Source organism: Streptococcus halichoeri, assembly GCF_009870755.1.
Taxonomy (GTDB): domain Bacteria; phylum Bacillota; class Bacilli; order Lactobacillales; family Streptococcaceae; genus Streptococcus; species Streptococcus halichoeri.
In genome coordinates this window covers 13,572-32,566 of sequence record NZ_WLZU01000001.1, presented here as the reverse complement: position 1 = coordinate 32,566, position 18,995 = coordinate 13,572, and the positions used below count along the sequence as shown (strand labels likewise).

The window sequence follows — 18,995 nt, the reverse complement described above, 5'->3', positions numbered from 1 at the left end:
ATAATGTTTAGAGAAAATAGATGAGGTGAACTAGTGTTAACAGTTTCTGATGTGTCACTCCGTTTTAGTGACCGCAAACTTTTTGATGATGTTAATATCAAATTTACAGGTGGAAATACCTATGGTTTAATTGGTGCCAACGGTGCTGGAAAATCTACCTTTTTAAAAATTCTAGCTGGTGATATTGAACCAACAACAGGTCACATAGCTTTAGGCCAGGATGAGCGTCTGTCAGTATTGCGCCAAAATCACTTCGACTATGAAGAAGAACGAGCTATTGATGTTGTTATCATGGGTAATGAACAGCTCTATAATATTATGAAAGAAAAAGATGCTATCTACATGAAAGCAGACTTTTCAGAAGAAGATGGTGTCCGAGCAGCTGAATTAGAAGGGCAGTTTGCTGAATTAGGTGGTTGGGAAGCTGAAAGTGAAGCTTCACAATTGCTACAAAACCTCAATATTGCTGAAGCCCTTCATTATCAAAATATGAGTGAACTCGCAAATGGTGATAAGGTTAAAGTCCTTTTAGCAAAGGCTTTATTTGGAAAGCCAGATGTCTTATTACTTGATGAACCAACCAATGGACTTGATATTCAATCGATTGCTTGGTTAGAAGATTTCCTCATTGATTTTGAAAATACAGTTATTGTTGTTTCCCATGACCGGCATTTCCTAAATAAAGTATGCACCCATATGGCTGATTTAGATTTTGGAAAGATTAAGTTATATGTCGGTAATTACGATTTCTGGAAGCAATCCTCAGAATTAGCCGCCCGCTTACAAGCTGATCGCAATGCAAAAGCAGAAGAGAAAATCAAAGAATTACAAGAATTCGTGGCCCGTTTTTCAGCTAATGCTTCTAAATCTAAACAAGCAACCTCTCGGAAAAAAATGCTTGATAAAATTGAATTAGAAGAAATAGTCCCGTCCAGTCGGAAATACCCTTTTATCAACTTCAAATCCGAACGTGAAATGGGAAATGATTTTCTAACCGTAGAAAATTTATCTGTCACAATTGAAGGTGAAAAAATCATTGATAATATTAGCTTTATTCTTCGACCAGGTGATAAAGCTGCTATTATTGGTCAAAATGATATTCAAACAACTGCCTTAATGCGTGCTCTTATGGATGATATTGATTATGAGGGAACAATCAAATGGGGAGTAACCACCAGTCGCTCTTACTTACCAAAAGATAATTCCAAAGATTTTGCCACAGATGAGTCTATTTTAGAATGGCTTCGCCAATTTGCTGCAAAAGAAGAAGACGATAATACATTTTTACGTGGTTTCTTAGGACGCATGCTCTTTTCTGGCGATGACGTTAACAAGTCTGTCAACGTGCTTTCAGGTGGAGAAAAAGTACGTGTCATGTTATCAAAACTCATGTTATTGAAATCAAATGTCCTGATCCTTGATGATCCGACTAATCACCTTGATTTAGAATCTATTTCAAGTCTTAATGATGGTATTAAGGATTTCAAAGAATCCGTAATCTTTGCTAGTCATGACCACGAATTTATCCAGACAATCGCCAATCATATTGTTGTAATTTCAAAAAATGGCGTCATTGACCGCATTGATGAAACCTATGATGAATTTCTGGCAAATGAAGAAATTCAAGCAAAAGTTGCACAACTATGGCGTTAACACTTTTTTATGTTTCGAGGATTTACTTCGTTAAGCAACAAAGAGAACTTTAAAAATATAAATTCTTATAAATCCTGTTTTAACAGAGTTTATAAGAATTTTTTGCTTAAGCGATAAACTAATGATAGAAGCAAATAGGCCAATCAATTTAAGCTTTTATCTGAGATAAGACTAGTTGAGCTTATCTTTTTGGCATAGAAAGGTATCAATAATGTCTACCAAGTCCAAGAGTTCTATTTATTACTATTTGTGCAGTTTTCTACTTCCTCCGCTTATACTTGGAAGCGTTCTTTTTTCAATGGGAATTTACTGGGGAAGTGATAAGACGATTTTAGCAAGTGATGCCTTTCATCAATATGTGATTTTTGCACAAGCATTCCGCAACATTTTACATGGAAATGACAGCTTCTTTTACACCTTTACAAGTGGTCTTGGCTTAAATTTTTATGCCTTAATTAGTTATTATCTCGGTAGCTTCTTTTCGCCTTTATATTACTTTTTTGATATAAAGAGGATGCCAGATGCAATCTATCTTGTTACCCTATTAAAGTTTGCTAGCATCGGCTTGGCTTCCTTTTTTAGCTTCAAGCACATTTACAAGGGTGTCAAGGACTACTTGACATTGCTACTAGCCATGTGCTTTACACTTATGAGTTTTTTGACCAGCCAACTTGAATTGAATACCTGGTTAGATGTCTTTATTCTCATTCCCTTAATCTTATTAGGATTTCAACACTTAAAAAGAAAACAGCAAAGTTTACTTTACTACTTTACCTTAGCCTTATTATTTTTCCAAAATTATTATTTTGGTTATATGATGTCCTTGTTTCTCATTATCTACTTCAGTATTGAAGTTTCTGAAATAAGGCCTTTAAAACAAAAAGTGGCTTTTTTTGGTAAATTTACATTTGTGTCAATATGTGCAGCCTTAACCAGTGCCGTGATGCTTTTGCCTACTATTTTAGATTTAAAAGAACATGGTGAAACCCTGTCAACCAGCACTCATTTCTTTATTGAAGGAAGGGGGGTACTAGATCTATTAGCAAAATACCAATTAGGTGCTTTTGACACCACTAAATTTAATGCAATTCCTATGATCTATGTTGGGATTTTGCCTTTGTTTTTATCTTGTATCTTTTTCACCATGTCTGCTTTCTCCATTAAGCGTCGTCTTGCCTATGCCGTGAGCCTCTTGATTATTGGTGTCAGTTTTTACATTGAACCCTTGGATTTAGTTTGGCAAGGAATGCACGCGCCAAATATGTTTTTGCATCGTTATGCTTGGTGTTTTTCATTATTGCTTATCCTCATCTCATTTGAAACCTTATCACAATTTCACCAAATAACTAAAAAGCAACTCTATCTTAGCTTTCTTATCTTAGGAACCTGTTTAGCTCTTCCTTATATTAATCTTGATCGTTATTCTTTTTTAGCAGTTCATCTTTTATTTCTAACACTAGCAATTTTAGTGGCCTACTTCATTATTATTTGGGTAGAGTTTGAAAATAATGTTCCTCGTCTGGTGATTATTAGTTTTTTACTTATTTTTAGTTTACTTGATGTATCTCTAAATACTTTTTATCAAATTCAAGGAATCAGTAATGAATGGGTCTTTCCTTCACGTTCTGCCTATCATAAAAATTTAACAGCGATAGATACACTAGTCAAACAAACCCGTGCTACCCATTCAAATTTCTACCGTATGGAGCAGTTAGTTCCCCAAACAGGTAACGATAGTATGAAATACAATTATTATGGTATATCTCAATTTTCATCTATCCGTAATCGTTCTTCCAGCCAGTTGCTTGATCGCCTCGGCTATAAATCAGATGGTAGCAATCTCAATCTGAGATACCAAAACAATACTCTCTTGATGGATAGTCTTTTTAATATAAAATACAATCTAAGCCCCTGGCCCTTAGCTAAATTTGGCTTTAGTAGGCAAGCCTTCAAAAATGGCATTATCCTTTATCAAAATCACTATGCCAATGATTTGGCAATCATGTCCAAAAAAGTGTATCAAGATATTCCAATCTCCATAAACACACTTGATAATCAAACGCGATTTTTAAATCACATCAATCAAACCAAGTACAACTATTTTAAAGAAATTCAGGCAAAGCCAGTAACTAAATTAGTAGGCCTTAATCATCGCTTTACGGTTAAAGCTTTAGAAAACTCCAAAGATACGCTCGTTCGCTATACCCTTAAAATACCAGCCAATCAGCAAGTCTACCTTAGTTTGCCTCACTTAAATGTTTCCAATGCTCAAGAAAAAAACCTTTCCATTCGAATAAACCAAGGTTTAATGAACTATACCCTTGATAATACCTTTTCATTGTTTGATTTAGGATACATTAATGAAGAAAAAACTAGTGATGTCGAATTGATTTTTCCAAATAGTCAGAGCGTTTCTTTTGATCAACCGCATTTTTATGCCTTGGATATTGACACTTATCAAAAAAGCTTTACAGCTATCATGCAACGAAAAGTAACAAGTCAAGTGGCTAAAAACAACATTTTCACAACATATCAAGCTCCCCACCCTTCCACCTTAATCTACACTATTCCCTACGATAGGGGCTGGAAGGCTAAGGTGAACGGTCGATCTGTCACCTTACGCAAAATTCAAAATGGTCTTGTTGGCATTAACATTCCATCTGGTAAAGGTAAAGTGGTTCTAACTTTTCTTCCTTATGGGCTAAAAACGGGCGGTTTAATCAGTGTTCTAGGTTGCCTATTATACTTTAGTAGCTATTATTACAGTAAGAAAAAAAGACAGGCTTAATGTTTTAAGTCTGTCCTTTTGGGTTAACTGATGCTTGGTAAGAGGACTGATGTTTAACACAAGAGTAAATCAAGTTAATCCTCACTTGGCCCTAGTGACGCACTCTTGTTGAGAATCAATCACTTTTTAAGACTCCGGCAGTAGGACTCGAACCTACGACATCATGATTAACAGTCATGCGCTACTACCAACTGAGCTATGCCGGATAATTTAACATAAAAAAACTCTATAATTTCTGTAGTGGGTAACGCCACTCTAGAGATTATGAGCCTTTTTTCCAGCAGACAAAAAGTCCCATATGACTTATAATGAAAAGTAACCAAACCACTCATTAGAAAGCATCATATGGAACAACTCTATCACATACTACAGAAGTAATCGGAATTAAAGATAAACATATCACATTAGATAACGTTTTTAAATGTGAGACGCACATTGAAGTCTATGTAAGGTTTGATTATGAGCCTAAAGGGTGTCCGACTTGTGGAGGAAAACAAGTAAAATACGACTTCCAAAAGCCGTCGAAAATGCCATTTCTTTGACCTGATAACAGAGGCTTGCCCCAACCTCAATCAAGCTTTCAGGATTGCTCTCAATACCCTTGTTCGCTACAAAAAATAGGTCACTAATGCCATCCAACTGCCTTATTCGAACGCCAAGCCTGAGGCAACAAACAAACTTATCAAAGATATTAAGCGCAATGCCTTTGGTTTTCGAAACTTTGAACATTTTAAAACTCGCATCCTTATCGCTTTGAACATAACAAAAGAGAAGACGAATTTCGTCTCCTCTCGCGCTTAGCTATAAGTCACCCACTACAGTAAACATAGAGCTAAATAATTGCCATAGGCAATTAAATAGTCCGTACGGGATTCGAACCCGTGTTACCGCCGTGAAAAGGCGGTGTCTTAACCCCTTGACCAACGGACCAGAAGTTGTTTAAGAGAGGCATCTCCTTAACACTCTTATTATTATATCAGAATGTTTTGGTTTGTCTAGACTTTTTTAAAAAAATTTTTTATTTTTTCTAAATGTTTTTTATTTTATCAATGACAATCATAACAAGTAGTGTTAAAGGCAATTTGACAAAAGTAGAGCATTTTTGTAAAATAATGGAGTTGAGGTCTCATAGCTCAGCTGGATAGAGCATTCGCCTTCTAAGCGAACGGTCGCAGGTTCGAATCCTGCTGGGATCAAAGGAAAAGTAGCAAGTGATTACTTGCTGCTTTTTTTGTTTCACATGAAACCGTTATTGTTTATTTATGATAAGGACTACCTTCTTGAATCATAAAACCACGATAAATTTGCTCAACAAGAACTAAGCGCATTAATTGATGAGGGAGGGTCAGCTTTCCAAAACTTAAAAGCTGGTGGCCTCTGTTTTTAATCTCTTTTGCTAGGCCTAAACTGCCTCCAATAATAAAGGTTAAATCGGAATATCCCCTTAAAGTAGCTTGCTGGATCATCTCACTAAATTGTTCAGAGGATAACTGCTTTCCTTCAATAGCCAACACAACAATGAAGTCTCTTGCGCCAATTTTGTTGAGAATTCTCTTTGCTTCCTTTGCCATGATAAGCTCTTTTTCAGTCGAACTTGCTTTATCTGGTGTTTTTTCATCCGGTAACTCAATGACCTCAAACTGGCAAAAACGCGATAGCCTCTTTTGGTATTCAGCAATACCGTTTTTAAGATAAGCTTCTTTTAATTTGCCGACACAAATAATTTTTACTTTCATGCTCATCATTATAGCATAAAATAATGCAAATCACACTTTATCCACATTTCTTAAAGGCTTAGTTTTTCCCTTAAAGTGCATAAACTAAGCTTTTTTATAATCCTTAGTAAAAGTTTTCCACAAGCTGTGGATTTCTTTCATTTTACAGGCATTTAAGGTATAATTAAGCAGAGTTTTATAAGCTATGTAGAAAATTAGGAGGAAAGTTCGTGTCAACATTCAAAAAATATTCTCAATTTTTCTGGGTTCTTATTGCAGGTTTTTTAGGTGGCTTCCTTGCGACCCTCTTATTAAATGGAATCAACCATTCCAATACGCCACAAGAAGTCAATTCTAATCCTACAACCGTCAGTAAAGTAACCTATAAAAACACAACTAACACTACAAAGGCTGTTAAAGTTGTGCAAAATGCGGTCGTTTCAGTTATTAACTATCAAAAAGTATCCTCTGGTTCCATTCTTGATCCATCTAAAAATTTATTTGGCAATAATAATGATAATTCCAAAAAAGATGATGGGTTAGCTATCTACAGCGAAGGCTCCGGAGTAATCTATAAAAAAGATGGGAACTCTGCTTATTTAGTTACCAATAATCATGTTATTGACGGTGCTGAACGTATTGAAATCTTACTAGCAGACGGAACAAAAGTTGTTGGTAAATTAATTGGTGCAGATACTTATTCTGATTTGGCTGTTGTTAAAATTCCATCTGATAAGGTAAAAACAGTTGCCCATTTCGCCAACTCTGCTAAATTAAGCGTTGGGGAAGAAGCCATTGCTATTGGTAGCCCACTTGGAACTGAGTATGCTAACTCTGTTACTGAAGGGATTGTCTCAAGTTTGAGTCGAACAGTAACCCTTAAAAACGAAAGTGGCCAAACTGTTTCTACAAACGCTATTCAAACAGATGCTGCAATCAATCCTGGGAACTCAGGAGGGCCTCTTATTAATATTGAAGGTCAGGTTATCGGGATTAATTCTAGTAAGATTTCATCTACTTCTGCCAGTGCATCTGGTGGTGCTGTTGAAGGGATTGGTTTTGCCATTCCAGCAAATGATGTCCTTAAAATAATCAATAAATTAGAAGCAAATGGTGAAGTTATCCGCCCAGCACTTGGCATTGGAATGGTGAACTTAAGTGATCTTTCTACTAATGCACTTAATCAAATAGGGGTCCCCAAAAATGTCACAAGTGGTATCGTCGTAGCCTCTGTCAACAAGCATATGCCAGCAGCCGGTAAGTTAGAACAATATGATATTATTACTGAAATTGACGGTGAGGCCGTCCAATTAAGCAGTGATTTACAGAGTCAACTTTATGGTCATGAAATAAATGACACCATTAAAATCACATTCTATCGAGGAAATAGTAAAAAAACAACAACTATTAAGTTGACAAAAACTACTAAGGATTTACCTCGAAGATAGCTTAGCTTGACAAACTATCCTAAAAACCTTTACACTAATGTAAAGGTTTTTACAGTGTAAAGAGGTACTTATGACTGAACAAATTATTAATATTCCGGTAGAAGAAATTGTAGCAAATCCTCACCAACCTCGTCTAACATTTGACCAAGCTGAATTATTAGAACTAGCAGAATCAATAAAAATGAATGGGCTGATTCAACCCATCCTGGTCCGAAAATCAGAGGTATACGGTTATGAATTAATCGCTGGTGAAAGGCGCTTTAAGGCCACTCAAATAGCAGGCTTAACGCAAATTCCAGCTATTGTCAGACAGTTATCAACCACTGAAAGTATGCAGCAAGCTATTGTTGAAAATTTACAGCGGAGCAATTTAAGCCCGTTGGAAGAAGCTAAAGCTTATCAAAAGATTCTTGATAAAAAGCAAATGACCCATGAGCAATTAGCCAAATTTATGGGCAAATCACGACCTTACATTACTAATACTATTCGTTTATTGCAACTTCCTGCACTAATAAGTCAGTCCTTGGAGGCAAAAGAAATCAGCTCTGGTCACGCACGCGCCTTATTAAGTGTTGACGACCAAAAAGAACAGCTTTTGTTTTTTGATAACATTCGGCGCTATCATTTAAGTGTTCGTCAAACAGAACAGCTCATTAGAGAGCAACATCAAAAGGTCAAAAAAGTAAAATCTAAGGACATTTTCATTCAAGCAATTGAACAAGAAATAGCCCAATCTTTAGGCTTAGATACTTCTGTTTCTTATCATCCTCAAAAACAAAGTGGTGCTATTACGATTCATTTTGCCAATGAGCAAGAAATGAACAGAATTATCAACAAATTGACATAAACTGTTTATAAGCCTACTATCTTGTACGGATTTTTCCACAGAGAGAATGGTGTTACTTCCTTGATTCTAATGGTTTTTAAGTTCTTTCCACAAGCTGTGGAAAACTATAAATAACAATGTGCAAAACTTATCCACATCCTGTGAGTAAGTCCAGTTTTCCACACACACTTGTGGAAAACTTTTTTATTTTGTGGTAGAATAAAGCACGTATAACCTACTAGAAGGAATTCCTAATGACTGAAAATGAACAATTGTTTTGGAATAGGATCTTAGAGCTTGCACAAAGCCAATTAAAACAAGCTACTTTTGAATTTTTTGTGCTTGATGCACGCCTTATTAATGTCGAAAACCAAGTAGCAACAATTTACCTAGACCATATGAAGGAACTTTTTTGGGAAAAAAATCTAAAAGATGTTATTTTGACAGCCGGTTTTGAGATTTTTAATGCTCAAATTTCAGTCAAATATGTCTTTGAAGATGATTTAGAAGCATTAAATCCACAAACCCAACCACAGCATCATGTTTTTTCCAGAGAGGCTATCCAACCAGTCCCTCTAATGACTTCCGATTTAAATCCTAAATATAGTTTTGAAAATTTCATTCAAGGAGATGAAAATCGCTGGGCTGTAGCTGCATCAATAGCTGTCGCTAATACCCCAGGGACCACTTATAACCCTTTATTTATTTGGGGTGGACCTGGACTTGGAAAGACGCATCTATTAAATGCCATTGGTAATGCTGTCTTATTGGAGCGGCCAAATGCTCGCATTAAATACATTACTGCTGAAAATTTTATTAATGAATTCGTAACTAATATCCGATTAGACACTATGGATGAGTTAAAAGAAAAATTCAGAAACTTAGACTTGTTGTTAATTGATGACATTCAATCTTTAGCTAAAAAAACCCTTCAAAGTACCCAGGAAGAATTTTTTAACACCTTTAATGCTCTGCATAATAACAATAAGCAAATTGTTCTAACCAGTGATCGAACACCAGACCAGCTAAATGATTTAGAACAGCGGCTTGTGACGCGTTTTAAATGGGGTTTGACGGTTCAAATCACACCACCAGATTTTGAAACACGTGTAGCTATTTTAACCAATAAAATTCAAGACTATCATTTTACTTTTCCACAAGATACCATTGACTACCTGGCTGGGCAATTTGATTCCAATGTACGTGACCTAGAGGGGGCTTTAAAAGACATTAGCCTAGTGGCTAACTTTAAGCAAATTGATGTGATTACCGTTGATATTGCAGCTGAAGCTATCCGTGCCCGCAAATTAGACACACCAAAAATGACCATTATCCCAATTGAAGATATTCAACAAGAGGTCGGTAAATTTTATGGGGTTACTGTAAAGGAAATCAAAGCTACCAAACGCACTCAAGATATTGTCTTAGCAAGACAAGTAGCCATGTTTTTAGCGCGTGAAATGACGGATAATTCACTGCCCAAAATTGGAAAAGAATTTGGTGGCCGAGATCATTCAACTGTTCTACACGCTTTCAATAAAATCAAAAATATGATTGCCCAAGATGACAGTCTTAGAATTGAAATTGAAACCATCAAAAATAAAATAAAATAGGGCTGTTGATAAGTCTTAGCAATTCTTCTAAGTTATCCACAAGTTGTGAACAGACTAGAAGCATTGCCCTCACTATACTAGGCTTACTTATCCCCTTTGTACACAAGACCTACTACTACTATTACAATTTATATTATAATTAAAGGAGTTCCCATGATTCAATTTTCTATTAATCGCTCTTTATTTATCCAAGCACTAAGTGCTACTAAACGAGCTATCAGTTCAAAGAATGCTATTCCGATTTTATCTACTATCAAAATTGAGGTTAATCAAACAGATGTTACCTTAACAGGATCTAATGGGCAAATATCTATTGAAAATACCATTCCAGTAAGTAATGAAAATGCAGGGCTGTTGATTACTGATACAGGAGCTATTCTATTAGAGGCATCTTTTTTCATCAATATTGTTTCTAGTATGCCAGATGTCAGCCTTGAGTTTAAGGAAATTGAAAATCAACAAGTTGTGTTAACCAGTGGTAAATCAGAAATCACCTTAAAGGGAAAGGATGTTGTTCAGTATCCACGGTTACAGGAAGTTTCAACTGAAAATCCTCTTGTTTTGGAAACAAAATTGCTAAAAACGATTATTTCAGAGACTGCTTTTGCAGCTAGTCTTCAAGAAAGTCGGCCAATTCTAACAGGGGTGCACTTGGTCTTGAGTAATCATAAAGAGTTTAAAGCTGTGGCTACAGACTCGCATCGTATGTCGCAACGCCTTTTAACCTTAGATAAAACAGCAAGTAATTTTGATGTGGTTATCCCAAGTAAATCACTTCGTGAATTTGCCACCGTCTTTACAGATGATATTGAACAGGTTGAAATTTTCTTCTCACCTAGTCAAATTCTCTTTAGAAGTGAACATATATCCTTTTATACGCGGCTGCTTGAAGGAAATTATCCTGATACCGATCGTTTGTTAATGAAGCAATTTGAAACCGAAGTCGTATTTAATACTCAAGCTTTACGCTACGCCATGGAACGAGCTTTCTTAGTTTCAAATGCTACCCAAAGTGGAACGGTTAAGCTTGAAATTGCTGGTGATACCATCACTGCTTTAGTTAATTCACCAGAAGTTGGTAAAGTTAATGAAGAATTGGAAAGTTTAGAAAAATCAGGTTCTGATTTAACCATTTCTTTTAACCCCACTTATTTAATTGAGTCATTGAAGGCTTTAAAAAGTGAAACAGTCCGCATTCGTTTTGTTTCTCCTGTTCGTCCATTTACACTAATGCCTGGTGAAGAAGAAACGGATTTTATTCAGCTCATTACGCCAGTTAGAACAAATTAAGACTAGCCCCCTTAAACACGACTCTTCTTATATCAAAAATAAGTCCTTGGGGCTTATTTTTTGGTATGATATAACTAAACTAATCATGGTAAGGAGACCTTATGTATCAACTTGGTTCAATTGTGGAATTAAAAAAACCCCATGCTTGTATCATTAAGGCAACTGGAAAAAAAGCAAATGAATGGCAAATTATGCGACTAGGGGCAGATATTAAAATTCAGTGCACTAACTGTCAGCATTTTGTGATGATGAGTCGGCATGATTTTGAGCGGAGATTAAAAAAAGTGCTGCAACCGTAAAAATCCTTTTAAGCCAGGGATTTTAGTCATATTTGCAACCCATGTTTGCTTCAATAATTGCTAGTATGTCTTTGAAAAATCAGTTATTCTAAAGGTATTAAAAGACGAAAGGTAATCATAACTAATGACAACAGTTGCAGAACAATTAAAGCAATTACGATTGAAACATCAGTTATCTCAAGATGCCCTAGCAGCACAGTTATTTGTTTCTCGGCAGGCCGTATCAAAATGGGAAAACGGAGATAGCACTCCGGATTTAGATAATTTAATCAGGCTAGCTGACATTTTTGACGTGACACTTGATTACTTAGTGAGAGGAAAAGAATCAGCGTCATCATTAGATAAGGAAACTATTCTAGAAAATGACAGCCTGAATCTTCTTAAAGGTAGAGAATATGCCATTAATCCAGAGACAGGAAAATATGAAAAACGTGATGGCCTTGCAATTTTCATTGACCTTGTATCAGAATATTGGTGGATTGTAATCCTGATATTTTGGATAGTTTTTATCTTTTGGATAATATTTTAATATTCTCGGGTATAAAATGCTTCTTAGTTAATAGGCATTTAACCCTATTTTTTGATATAATATAAGTGATTGAAATTTTGAACGGAGATTTAGTAACCATGGCATTAACAGCAGGTATTGTAGGCTTACCAAATGTTGGTAAATCAACTTTATTTAACGCTATTACAAAAGTAGGGGCAGAAGCTGCTAATTATCCTTTTGCCACGATTGATCCAAATGTTGGAATGGTTGAGGTGCCAGATGAGCGCTTACAAAAATTGACAGAGCTGATTTCTCCGAAAAAAACTGTTCCTACAACTTTTGAATTTACTGATATTGCTGGTATCGTTAAGGGAGCATCTAAAGGCGAAGGGTTAGGGAATAAATTCCTAGCAAATATTCGTGAGGTTGATGCGATTGTACACGTTGTTCGCGCTTTTGATGATGAAAATGTCATGCGTGAACAGGGCCGTGAAGACGCTTTTGTTGATCCAATGGCTGATATTGATACCATTAATCTTGAATTGATTTTAGCTGACTTAGAGTCTATTAATAAGCGTTATGCGCGTGTTGAAAAAATGGCTCGCACACAAAAAGATAAAGATTCAGTGGCAGAATTTACTGTTCTTGAAAAAATCAAACCTGTTCTTGAAGACGGCAAGTCGGCTCGTACTATTGCATTTACAGAAGAAGAGCAACGTATTGTCAAGCAATTATTTTTGTTGACAACAAAACCAGTCCTCTATGTAGCTAACGTTGATGAAGACAAGGTTGCTGATCCAGATGCTATTACCTATGTCAAGCAAATTCGTGAATTTGCTGCTACTGAAAATGCAGAAGTAGTTGTTATTTCAGCGCGTGCAGAGGAAGAAATTTCAGAACTTGATGATGAAGATAAGGCAGAATTCTTGGAAGCTATCGGTTTAACAGAGTCTGGCGTCGATAAATTAACCCGTGCTGCCTATCATCTGCTCGGTTTAGGAACTTACTTTACTGCTGGTGAAAAAGAAGTAAGGGCTTGGACCTTTAAGCGAGGTATTAAAGCGCCACAGGCTGCTGGTATTATTCATTCTGATTTTGAGCGAGGCTTTATTCGTGCTGTAACCATGTCTTATGACGATTTAATGACCTATGGTTCAGAAAAAACAGTCAAAGAGGCAGGCCGCCTACGTGAAGAAGGTAAAGACTACGTCGTTCAAGATGGTGACATAATGGAATTTCGGTTTAATGTCTAAGATGAAGATTGAATAATGAAAAGGTTGGAAAAACTTTCCAGCCCTTTTCCTATTTAAGAAAGGATAAAAAATGGTAAAAATGATTGTGGGACTAGGTAACCCAGGTTCTAAATATGAGGGGACACGACACAATGTTGGTTTTATGGCAATTGACAGCATTGTCAATAATCTTGACGTCACCTTTACAGAAAATAAAACGTTCAAAGCCCTTGTTGGAGCTGCTTTCCTCAATCAGGAAAAAGTCTACTTTGTAAAGCCGACTACTTTTATGAATAATAGTGGCTTAGCTGTCAAGGCACTGTTAACATATTACAATATTTCGGTCAAAGATATGATTGTCATCTATGATGATTTAGATATGGAGATTGGTAAACTTCGCTTTCGCCAAAAGGGTTCTGCAGGTGGTCATAATGGCATAAAGTCAATCATTGCACAAGTCGGAACACAGCAATTTAATCGCATTAAAATCGGTATAGGCAGACCTGCTAAAAATATGACGGTTATCAATCATGTCTTAGGAAAATTTGATAAGGAAGCAGCAATTGCGATTGATATTGCTTTAGAAAAGGTTGTCAATGCTGTCAACTTTTATTTACAAGAACAAGACTTTGCATTGACCATGCAAAAATACAATGGGTAATTATGGATATTATAGAATTATTTAGGCAGAATAAACAAATTGCAGCTTGGCAAGAGGCATTAGGAAAAAAAACTCGTCAATTAATCATGGGCTTATCGGCTTCTAGTAAAGCCCTTGCGGTAGCTTGTGCTTATCGTACCACTTCAGGAAAATTACTTATTATTACTGCCAGTCAAAATGAAGCTGAAAAGTTAGCTAGTGAATTAGTGACATTGCTAGGAGAAAAAGCTGTTTTTCCATTTTTTGCAGATGATGCTGCCGCTGCAGAATTCCTGTTTTCGTCACTAGATAAAGCTGTTTCAAGGATTCAGGCTTTACAATTTTTACTTGATCCTACCCAATCAGGGGTTGTAGTAACGAGCCTTGTAGGAACGCGTATTTTATTGCCAGATCCTAAGATATTTTTAAATAGTATGCCTCATTTACAAGTAGGTTTAGACCTAGATCCTGACTCTTTGGTTCATCAATTGGTGGCTATGGGGTTTGAACGTGTTAATCAAGTTATGAATCCGGGTGAATTTAGTAAACGCGGTGATATTATTGACATTTATGATCTGACCCAAGAATGGCCTATCAGGATAGAATTTTTTGGTGATGAGATTGATGGCATTCGTCAATTTAATCCGGAAAATCAAAAATCCTCTCAAACTTTAGAGAACTTTTTGATTACCCCAGCAACGGAGTTTATTTTGCTGGATGATGATTATATCAGAGGAGTAGAGGCACTTGAAAAAGCAATTCAATTAAGCCAATTAGAAGATAAGACCTATCTTCAAGATATATTTGCAGCAAGCAAGGAACACTTTAAACATAGGGATTTAAGAAAGTTTAGTTCCCTTTTTTATGCAAAAGAATGGACTTTGTTAGACTACCTACCAAAAGAAACTCCCATTTTTATTGATGACTTTCAAAAAATAGTAGATAAAAATGCGACATTTGATTTAGAGACCGCTCATTTGTTAACAGAAGATTTACAACAAGGTAAAGCAGTGTCAAGACTTCGTTATTTTGCAGACTCCTATCAAGCACTTAGGAGCTATAAACCAGCTACTTATTTTTCAAATTTTCATAAGGGATTAGGAAATATTAAGTTTGAAAAGATCTATAATTTCACCCAATACCCTATGCAAGAATTTTTCAATCAATTTCCCTTATTAATCGATGAAATAAAACGTTATCATAAAAATCAGGCTACTGTTATTATCCAGGTTGATTCTCATAAGGGGTATGAGCGGTTACTTAAAAATTTGGCTGATTTTGATTATAGTATTCCGCTTGTTAATAGCAAAGCTATTCAACCAAAAACTACTCAAATTATTGTTGGTCAATTATCTGCAGGTTTTTATTTTGCCGATGAAAAGCTTGCTCTGATCACAGAACAGGAAATTTACCATAAAAAAATCAAGCGACGTGTTCGTCGTACTTCTATTACGAATGCTGAGCGGCTTAAAGACTATGACGAACTAACAAAAGGAGACTATGTTGTCCATAGTGTTCATGGTATTGGCCAGTTTATGGGCATTGAAACCATCAAAATCCAGGGCGTCCATCGCGATTATGTGACCATCCAATATCAAAATAATGATCGTATTTCGTTGCCAGTAGAACAAATCCAAACCTTATCAAAGTATGTCTCTGCTGATGGTAAAACGCCTAAAATCAACAAACTAAATGATGGGCGTTTTCAAAAAGCAAAGCAAAAAGTTTCAAAGCAAGTTGAAGATATAGCAGATGATTTATTAAAATTATATGCTGAACGTAGCCAACAAAAAGGTTTTGCCTTTTCTCCTGATGATGATTTACAGCATGCTTTTGATGATGACTTTGCCTTTGTGGAAACTGCGGACCAATTGCGCTCCATAAAAGAAATTAAGCGTGACATGGAAAGTAACCGTCCTATGGATCGCCTTTTAGTAGGTGATGTTGGGTTTGGGAAAACAGAGGTGGCTATGCGTGCAGCCTTTAAGGCTGTAAAAGATAATAAACAAGTAGCTATCTTGGTTCCCACAACAGTCCTTGCTCAGCAACACTATGATAATTTTCGAGAACGGTTTGAAAATTATCCCATACACGTAGATGTTTTGAGCCGATTTAGAAGCAAGAAGGAGCAAAATCAAACTTTAGATAAACTTCGGCAAGGCCACATTGATATTATTATTGGGACCCATCGTTTGTTATCAAAAGACGTCGTTTTTTCAGATTTAGGATTGATCGTTATTGACGAAGAGCAGCGTTTTGGCGTAAAACATAAAGAAAGGCTCAAAGAATTAAAAACAAAAGTTGACGTCCTAACTCTAACTGCGACCCCAATTCCACGAACTCTACACATGTCTATGTTAGGTATTCGGGATCTATCTGTAATAGAAACACCGCCGACCAATCGTTACCCAGTGCAAACTTATGTCATGGAAGTAAATCTAGGCATTATTCGCGATGCGATTATTCGGGAAATAGAGCGGAGCGGGCAGATTTTTTATGTTTACAACAAAGTTGACACTATTGACAAGAAAGTTGCTGAGCTACAAGAATTAGTGCCAGAAGCCTCCATTGGTTTTGTTCATGGTCAAATGAGTGAAATGCAACTGGAAAATACATTGATTGATTTTATCAACGGAGACTATGATATTTTAGTTGCTACTACCATTATTGAAACGGGCGTGGATATTTCCAATGTTAATACGTTGTTTGTAGAAAATGCAGATCATATGGGCTTGTCAACCTTGTATCAATTGCGAGGACGGGTTGGTCGCTCTAACCGCATTGCCTATGCGTATCTGATGTATCGTCCTGATAAGATCTTAACAGAAGTTTCTGAAAAACGCTTAGAAGCGATTAAGGGATTCACCGAACTAGGCTCAGGCTTTAAAATTGCCATGCGCGATCTTTCTATCCGTGGTGCAGGTAATCTCTTGGGCGCTTCTCAAAGCGGCTTTATTGATTCAGTCGGCTTTGAAATGTACTCCCAGATGTTAGAACAAGCAATCGCTGAAAAGCAAGGTAAACAGCACATTCGTCTCAAAGGTAATGTGGAAATTAACCTTATGATTGATGCTTTTTTACCTAGTGACTATATTGAAGATGAACGACAAAAAATTGATATTTACAAACGCATTAGAGAAATAGAAGGCCACACAGATTATCAAGCTTTGCAGGATGAATTAATCGATCGATTTGGGGAATACCCTGATCAAGCGGCCTATTTGCTAGAAATTGGTTTATTAAAATGGTATATGGACACTGCTTTTGCAGAAATAATTGAAAAACGAGGTTCTACAGTCTTTGTTCGATTTGAAAAAGTCTCTTTACATTATTTTATGACCCAAGATTATTTTGGGGCCTTATCAAAAACGCAATTGAAAGCTACGATTAGTGAGCAGCGAGGTAAAATCGAAATTACATTTGATGTTAGAGGAAAAAAAGATTATCAGATATTAGAAGAATTAATGCTATTTGGGGAAGCACTCAGTGAGATTAAACAAAAAAAACTATCTTCAATTAACAAAACAGTCTAGCTTCATCATTACAATTAGTGGTTTAGTGTCCAAAATCTTGGCTGCTATCTATCGGATTCCCTATCAAAACCTGGTGGGTGATAGAGGTTTCTTTGCTTACCAGCAAATTTACCCGCTTTTAGCTATTATAACAACCTTGAGTTTAACTGCTTTGCCAAATGTTGTCGCTAGTCTCTCTCAAACTACAGAAAAAAAGCAGCTAGGACACTTATTTCAATTACAACTCTTAGTGAGTGCTGCGTTGTCTTTTGTTTTAATTGTATGTCATCAATGGCTTGCAAATAGTATTGGCAGTCCTGCTTTAGCGCCAGCAATTATCATCAGTGGATTGGTTTTACTAACCGTTCCTTTCACCTCGTTTTATCGTGGCTTAGCTCAAGCAGATGATAATATGGTCCCAACAGCAGTGAGTCAAGTGCTTGAGCAGACCATTCGCATTGCCATAATTATTGCGGCAGCTCTTTGTTACTATTGCTTTCATTGGACTATTTATCTTACTGCCAATGTTGCTGCGGCAGGAAATGTTATTGCTAGTGTCGTTATTTTACTCTATTTCTATTTCACTAGTCCTTATTCGCTTAGTTCTTATTTTCATCAGAAGTTTATGCCAAGTCAGGTGTTAAAAAAGCTGGGTCTTTCAAGTTTTGTTTATATTTTTTATGCCCTGTATTTATTATTGTTTCAGCTGATTGATGCCTTAGTGATTAAAAATAGCCTGATAGCCAAAGGGATGTCAGAGGCCTTGGCAGAGACTACTAAAGGCATTTATGATCGTGGCCAACCCTTATTACAATTTGGACTTATTTTTTCAACCGCTCTCTTTACGAGTTTTTTACCTCAGTTGACACGTTACTATGCTGTTAATAGCGACGTTTATCGGACTGAAAGCCAATCTTTCTTTACCTTTATTTATTATTTTAATGTCACTTTGACCGCGGGATTTTTGGCTATCTTACCTTTAATGAATGTTGTTTTATTTAAGGATAATCGTGGCTGGTTGGCATTGAGTTTTTATGTTATCATCATCAGTTTAGCCAGCCTAATACAATTTTTTCATCAGCAATTGTTTATTGAGCAACATAGTGTGGTGTCACTCTTGTTTTTAACAATTGGACTTGGCTTGAAAATCATGTTAACCGTTCCAATGACCATGCAGTGGTCCATTGTTGGCAGTGCCTTGGCGACTGTCTTACCTTTGCTGGTTGTTTTAGGCTTGTACGCTTATTATTGTAAAATAGATTTTAAAAGCTTAGCTAATGGTAAATTTTATGTTATTTTGGTGATAATGGTTTTGACTGTTATAAGTTTAGCTCGCCTTTTACCCCATGTTGGAAGAATGTCTAGTCTCATCACACTTCTAATAGCAACATTGTCAGGATTAGCGCTTTTTGTTGCGCTAGCGATTTTCCTAAGGATCTTTCCCCAAAAATTATGGTCTTATCTACCAATTAACACTAAAAAATGATAG

Annotated in this window: 13 protein-coding genes, 3 tRNA genes and 1 pseudogene; 14 read left to right on the top strand and 3 right to left on the bottom strand. The window is 36.3% G+C overall.

Annotation, left to right across the window (positions count from 1 at the left end):
• Positions 1 to 33 precede the first annotated feature (33 nt).
• Together GWD08_RS00145 and GWD08_RS00140 are read left to right on the top strand one after the other, a co-directional pair.
• The gene (locus GWD08_RS00145) at positions 34 to 1,653 is read left to right on the top strand and encodes an ATP-binding cassette domain-containing protein (RefSeq protein ID WP_159545485.1); all 1,620 of its coding nucleotides are present in this window, start codon (positions 34 to 36) and stop codon (positions 1,651 to 1,653) included.
• 211 nt (positions 1,654 to 1,864) lie between these two features.
• The gene (locus GWD08_RS00140) at positions 1,865 to 4,441 is read left to right on the top strand and encodes a YfhO family protein (protein WP_159563856.1); all 2,577 of its coding nucleotides are present in this window, start codon (positions 1,865 to 1,867) and stop codon (positions 4,439 to 4,441) included.
• A gap of 132 nt (positions 4,442 to 4,573) precedes the next feature.
• Here the strand turns inward: GWD08_RS00140 and GWD08_RS00135 are convergent.
• A tRNA-Asn gene (locus GWD08_RS00135) sits at positions 4,574 to 4,647 on the bottom strand.
• 421 nt (positions 4,648 to 5,068) lie between these two features.
• Here GWD08_RS00135 and GWD08_RS00130 point away from each other — a divergent pair.
• Positions 5,069 to 5,242: pseudogene (locus GWD08_RS00130) on the top strand (transposase); the annotation flags it as partial.
• 57 nt (positions 5,243 to 5,299) lie between these two features.
• Here the strand turns inward: GWD08_RS00130 and GWD08_RS00125 are convergent.
• A tRNA-Glu gene (locus tag GWD08_RS00125) sits at positions 5,300 to 5,371 on the bottom strand.
• Between the two features lie 192 nt (positions 5,372 to 5,563).
• Between GWD08_RS00125 and GWD08_RS00120 the strand changes: the two genes are divergently transcribed.
• A tRNA-Arg gene (locus GWD08_RS00120) sits at positions 5,564 to 5,637 on the top strand.
• A 60-nt stretch (positions 5,638 to 5,697) separates the two neighbouring features.
• On the opposite strand, the gene rlmH is transcribed toward GWD08_RS00120, so the two are convergent.
• A complete protein-coding gene (gene rlmH / locus GWD08_RS00115) occupies positions 5,698 to 6,177 on the bottom strand; it encodes a 23S rRNA (pseudouridine(1915)-N(3))-methyltransferase RlmH (protein WP_159563855.1) in 480 nt (159 codons plus the stop codon).
• A 209-nt stretch (positions 6,178 to 6,386) separates the two neighbouring features.
• On the opposite strand from rlmH, the gene GWD08_RS00110 reads away from it, so the two are divergent.
• The 10 genes from GWD08_RS00110 (at position 6,387) to GWD08_RS00065 (ending at position 18,992) form a co-directional block, all read left to right on the top strand.
• The gene (locus tag GWD08_RS00110; RefSeq protein ID WP_159548270.1) at positions 6,387 to 7,604 is read left to right on the top strand and encodes a S1C family serine protease; all 1,218 of its coding nucleotides are present in this window, start codon (positions 6,387 to 6,389) and stop codon (positions 7,602 to 7,604) included.
• Positions 7,605 to 7,674: 70 nt separating this feature from the next.
• Positions 7,675 to 8,451, top strand: coding sequence for a ParB/RepB/Spo0J family partition protein (locus GWD08_RS00105; protein WP_159561453.1), 777 nt, complete (start codon positions 7,675 to 7,677; stop codon positions 8,449 to 8,451).
• A gap of 233 nt (positions 8,452 to 8,684) precedes the next feature.
• Positions 8,685 to 10,043 (top strand): chromosomal replication initiator protein DnaA, encoded by a 1,359-nt coding sequence (dnaA, locus tag GWD08_RS00100; RefSeq protein WP_159563854.1) that lies wholly within the window; start codon positions 8,685 to 8,687, stop codon positions 10,041 to 10,043.
• Positions 10,044 to 10,196: 153 nt separating this feature from the next.
• The gene (dnaN, locus tag GWD08_RS00095) at positions 10,197 to 11,333 is read left to right on the top strand and encodes a DNA polymerase III subunit beta (protein ID WP_159548266.1); all 1,137 of its coding nucleotides are present in this window, start codon (positions 10,197 to 10,199) and stop codon (positions 11,331 to 11,333) included.
• A gap of 101 nt (positions 11,334 to 11,434) precedes the next feature.
• Positions 11,435 to 11,632, top strand: coding sequence for a DUF951 domain-containing protein (locus tag GWD08_RS00090; protein WP_159545499.1), 198 nt, complete (start codon positions 11,435 to 11,437; stop codon positions 11,630 to 11,632).
• A gap of 124 nt (positions 11,633 to 11,756) precedes the next feature.
• Positions 11,757 to 12,161, top strand: a complete 405-nt coding sequence (locus GWD08_RS00085) for a helix-turn-helix domain-containing protein (RefSeq protein WP_159545501.1) — start codon at positions 11,757 to 11,759, stop codon at positions 12,159 to 12,161.
• 98 nt (positions 12,162 to 12,259) lie between these two features.
• Positions 12,260 to 13,375, top strand: a complete 1,116-nt coding sequence (gene ychF, locus GWD08_RS00080) for a redox-regulated ATPase YchF (RefSeq protein ID WP_159563853.1) — start codon at positions 12,260 to 12,262, stop codon at positions 13,373 to 13,375.
• A 70-nt stretch (positions 13,376 to 13,445) separates the two neighbouring features.
• Positions 13,446 to 14,015 (top strand): aminoacyl-tRNA hydrolase, encoded by a 570-nt coding sequence (gene pth, locus GWD08_RS00075; protein ID WP_159563852.1) that lies wholly within the window; start codon positions 13,446 to 13,448, stop codon positions 14,013 to 14,015.
• 2 nt (positions 14,016 to 14,017) lie between these two features.
• Positions 14,018 to 17,527, top strand: a complete 3,510-nt coding sequence (mfd, locus tag GWD08_RS00070) for a transcription-repair coupling factor (protein ID WP_159563851.1) — start codon at positions 14,018 to 14,020, stop codon at positions 17,525 to 17,527.
• The gene (locus tag GWD08_RS00065; RefSeq protein ID WP_159563850.1) at positions 17,481 to 18,992 is read left to right on the top strand and encodes an oligosaccharide flippase family protein; all 1,512 of its coding nucleotides are present in this window, start codon (positions 17,481 to 17,483) and stop codon (positions 18,990 to 18,992) included. Before mfd ends, GWD08_RS00065 begins: the two co-directional genes overlap by 47 nt.
• Positions 18,993 to 18,995: the final 3 nt, after the last annotated feature.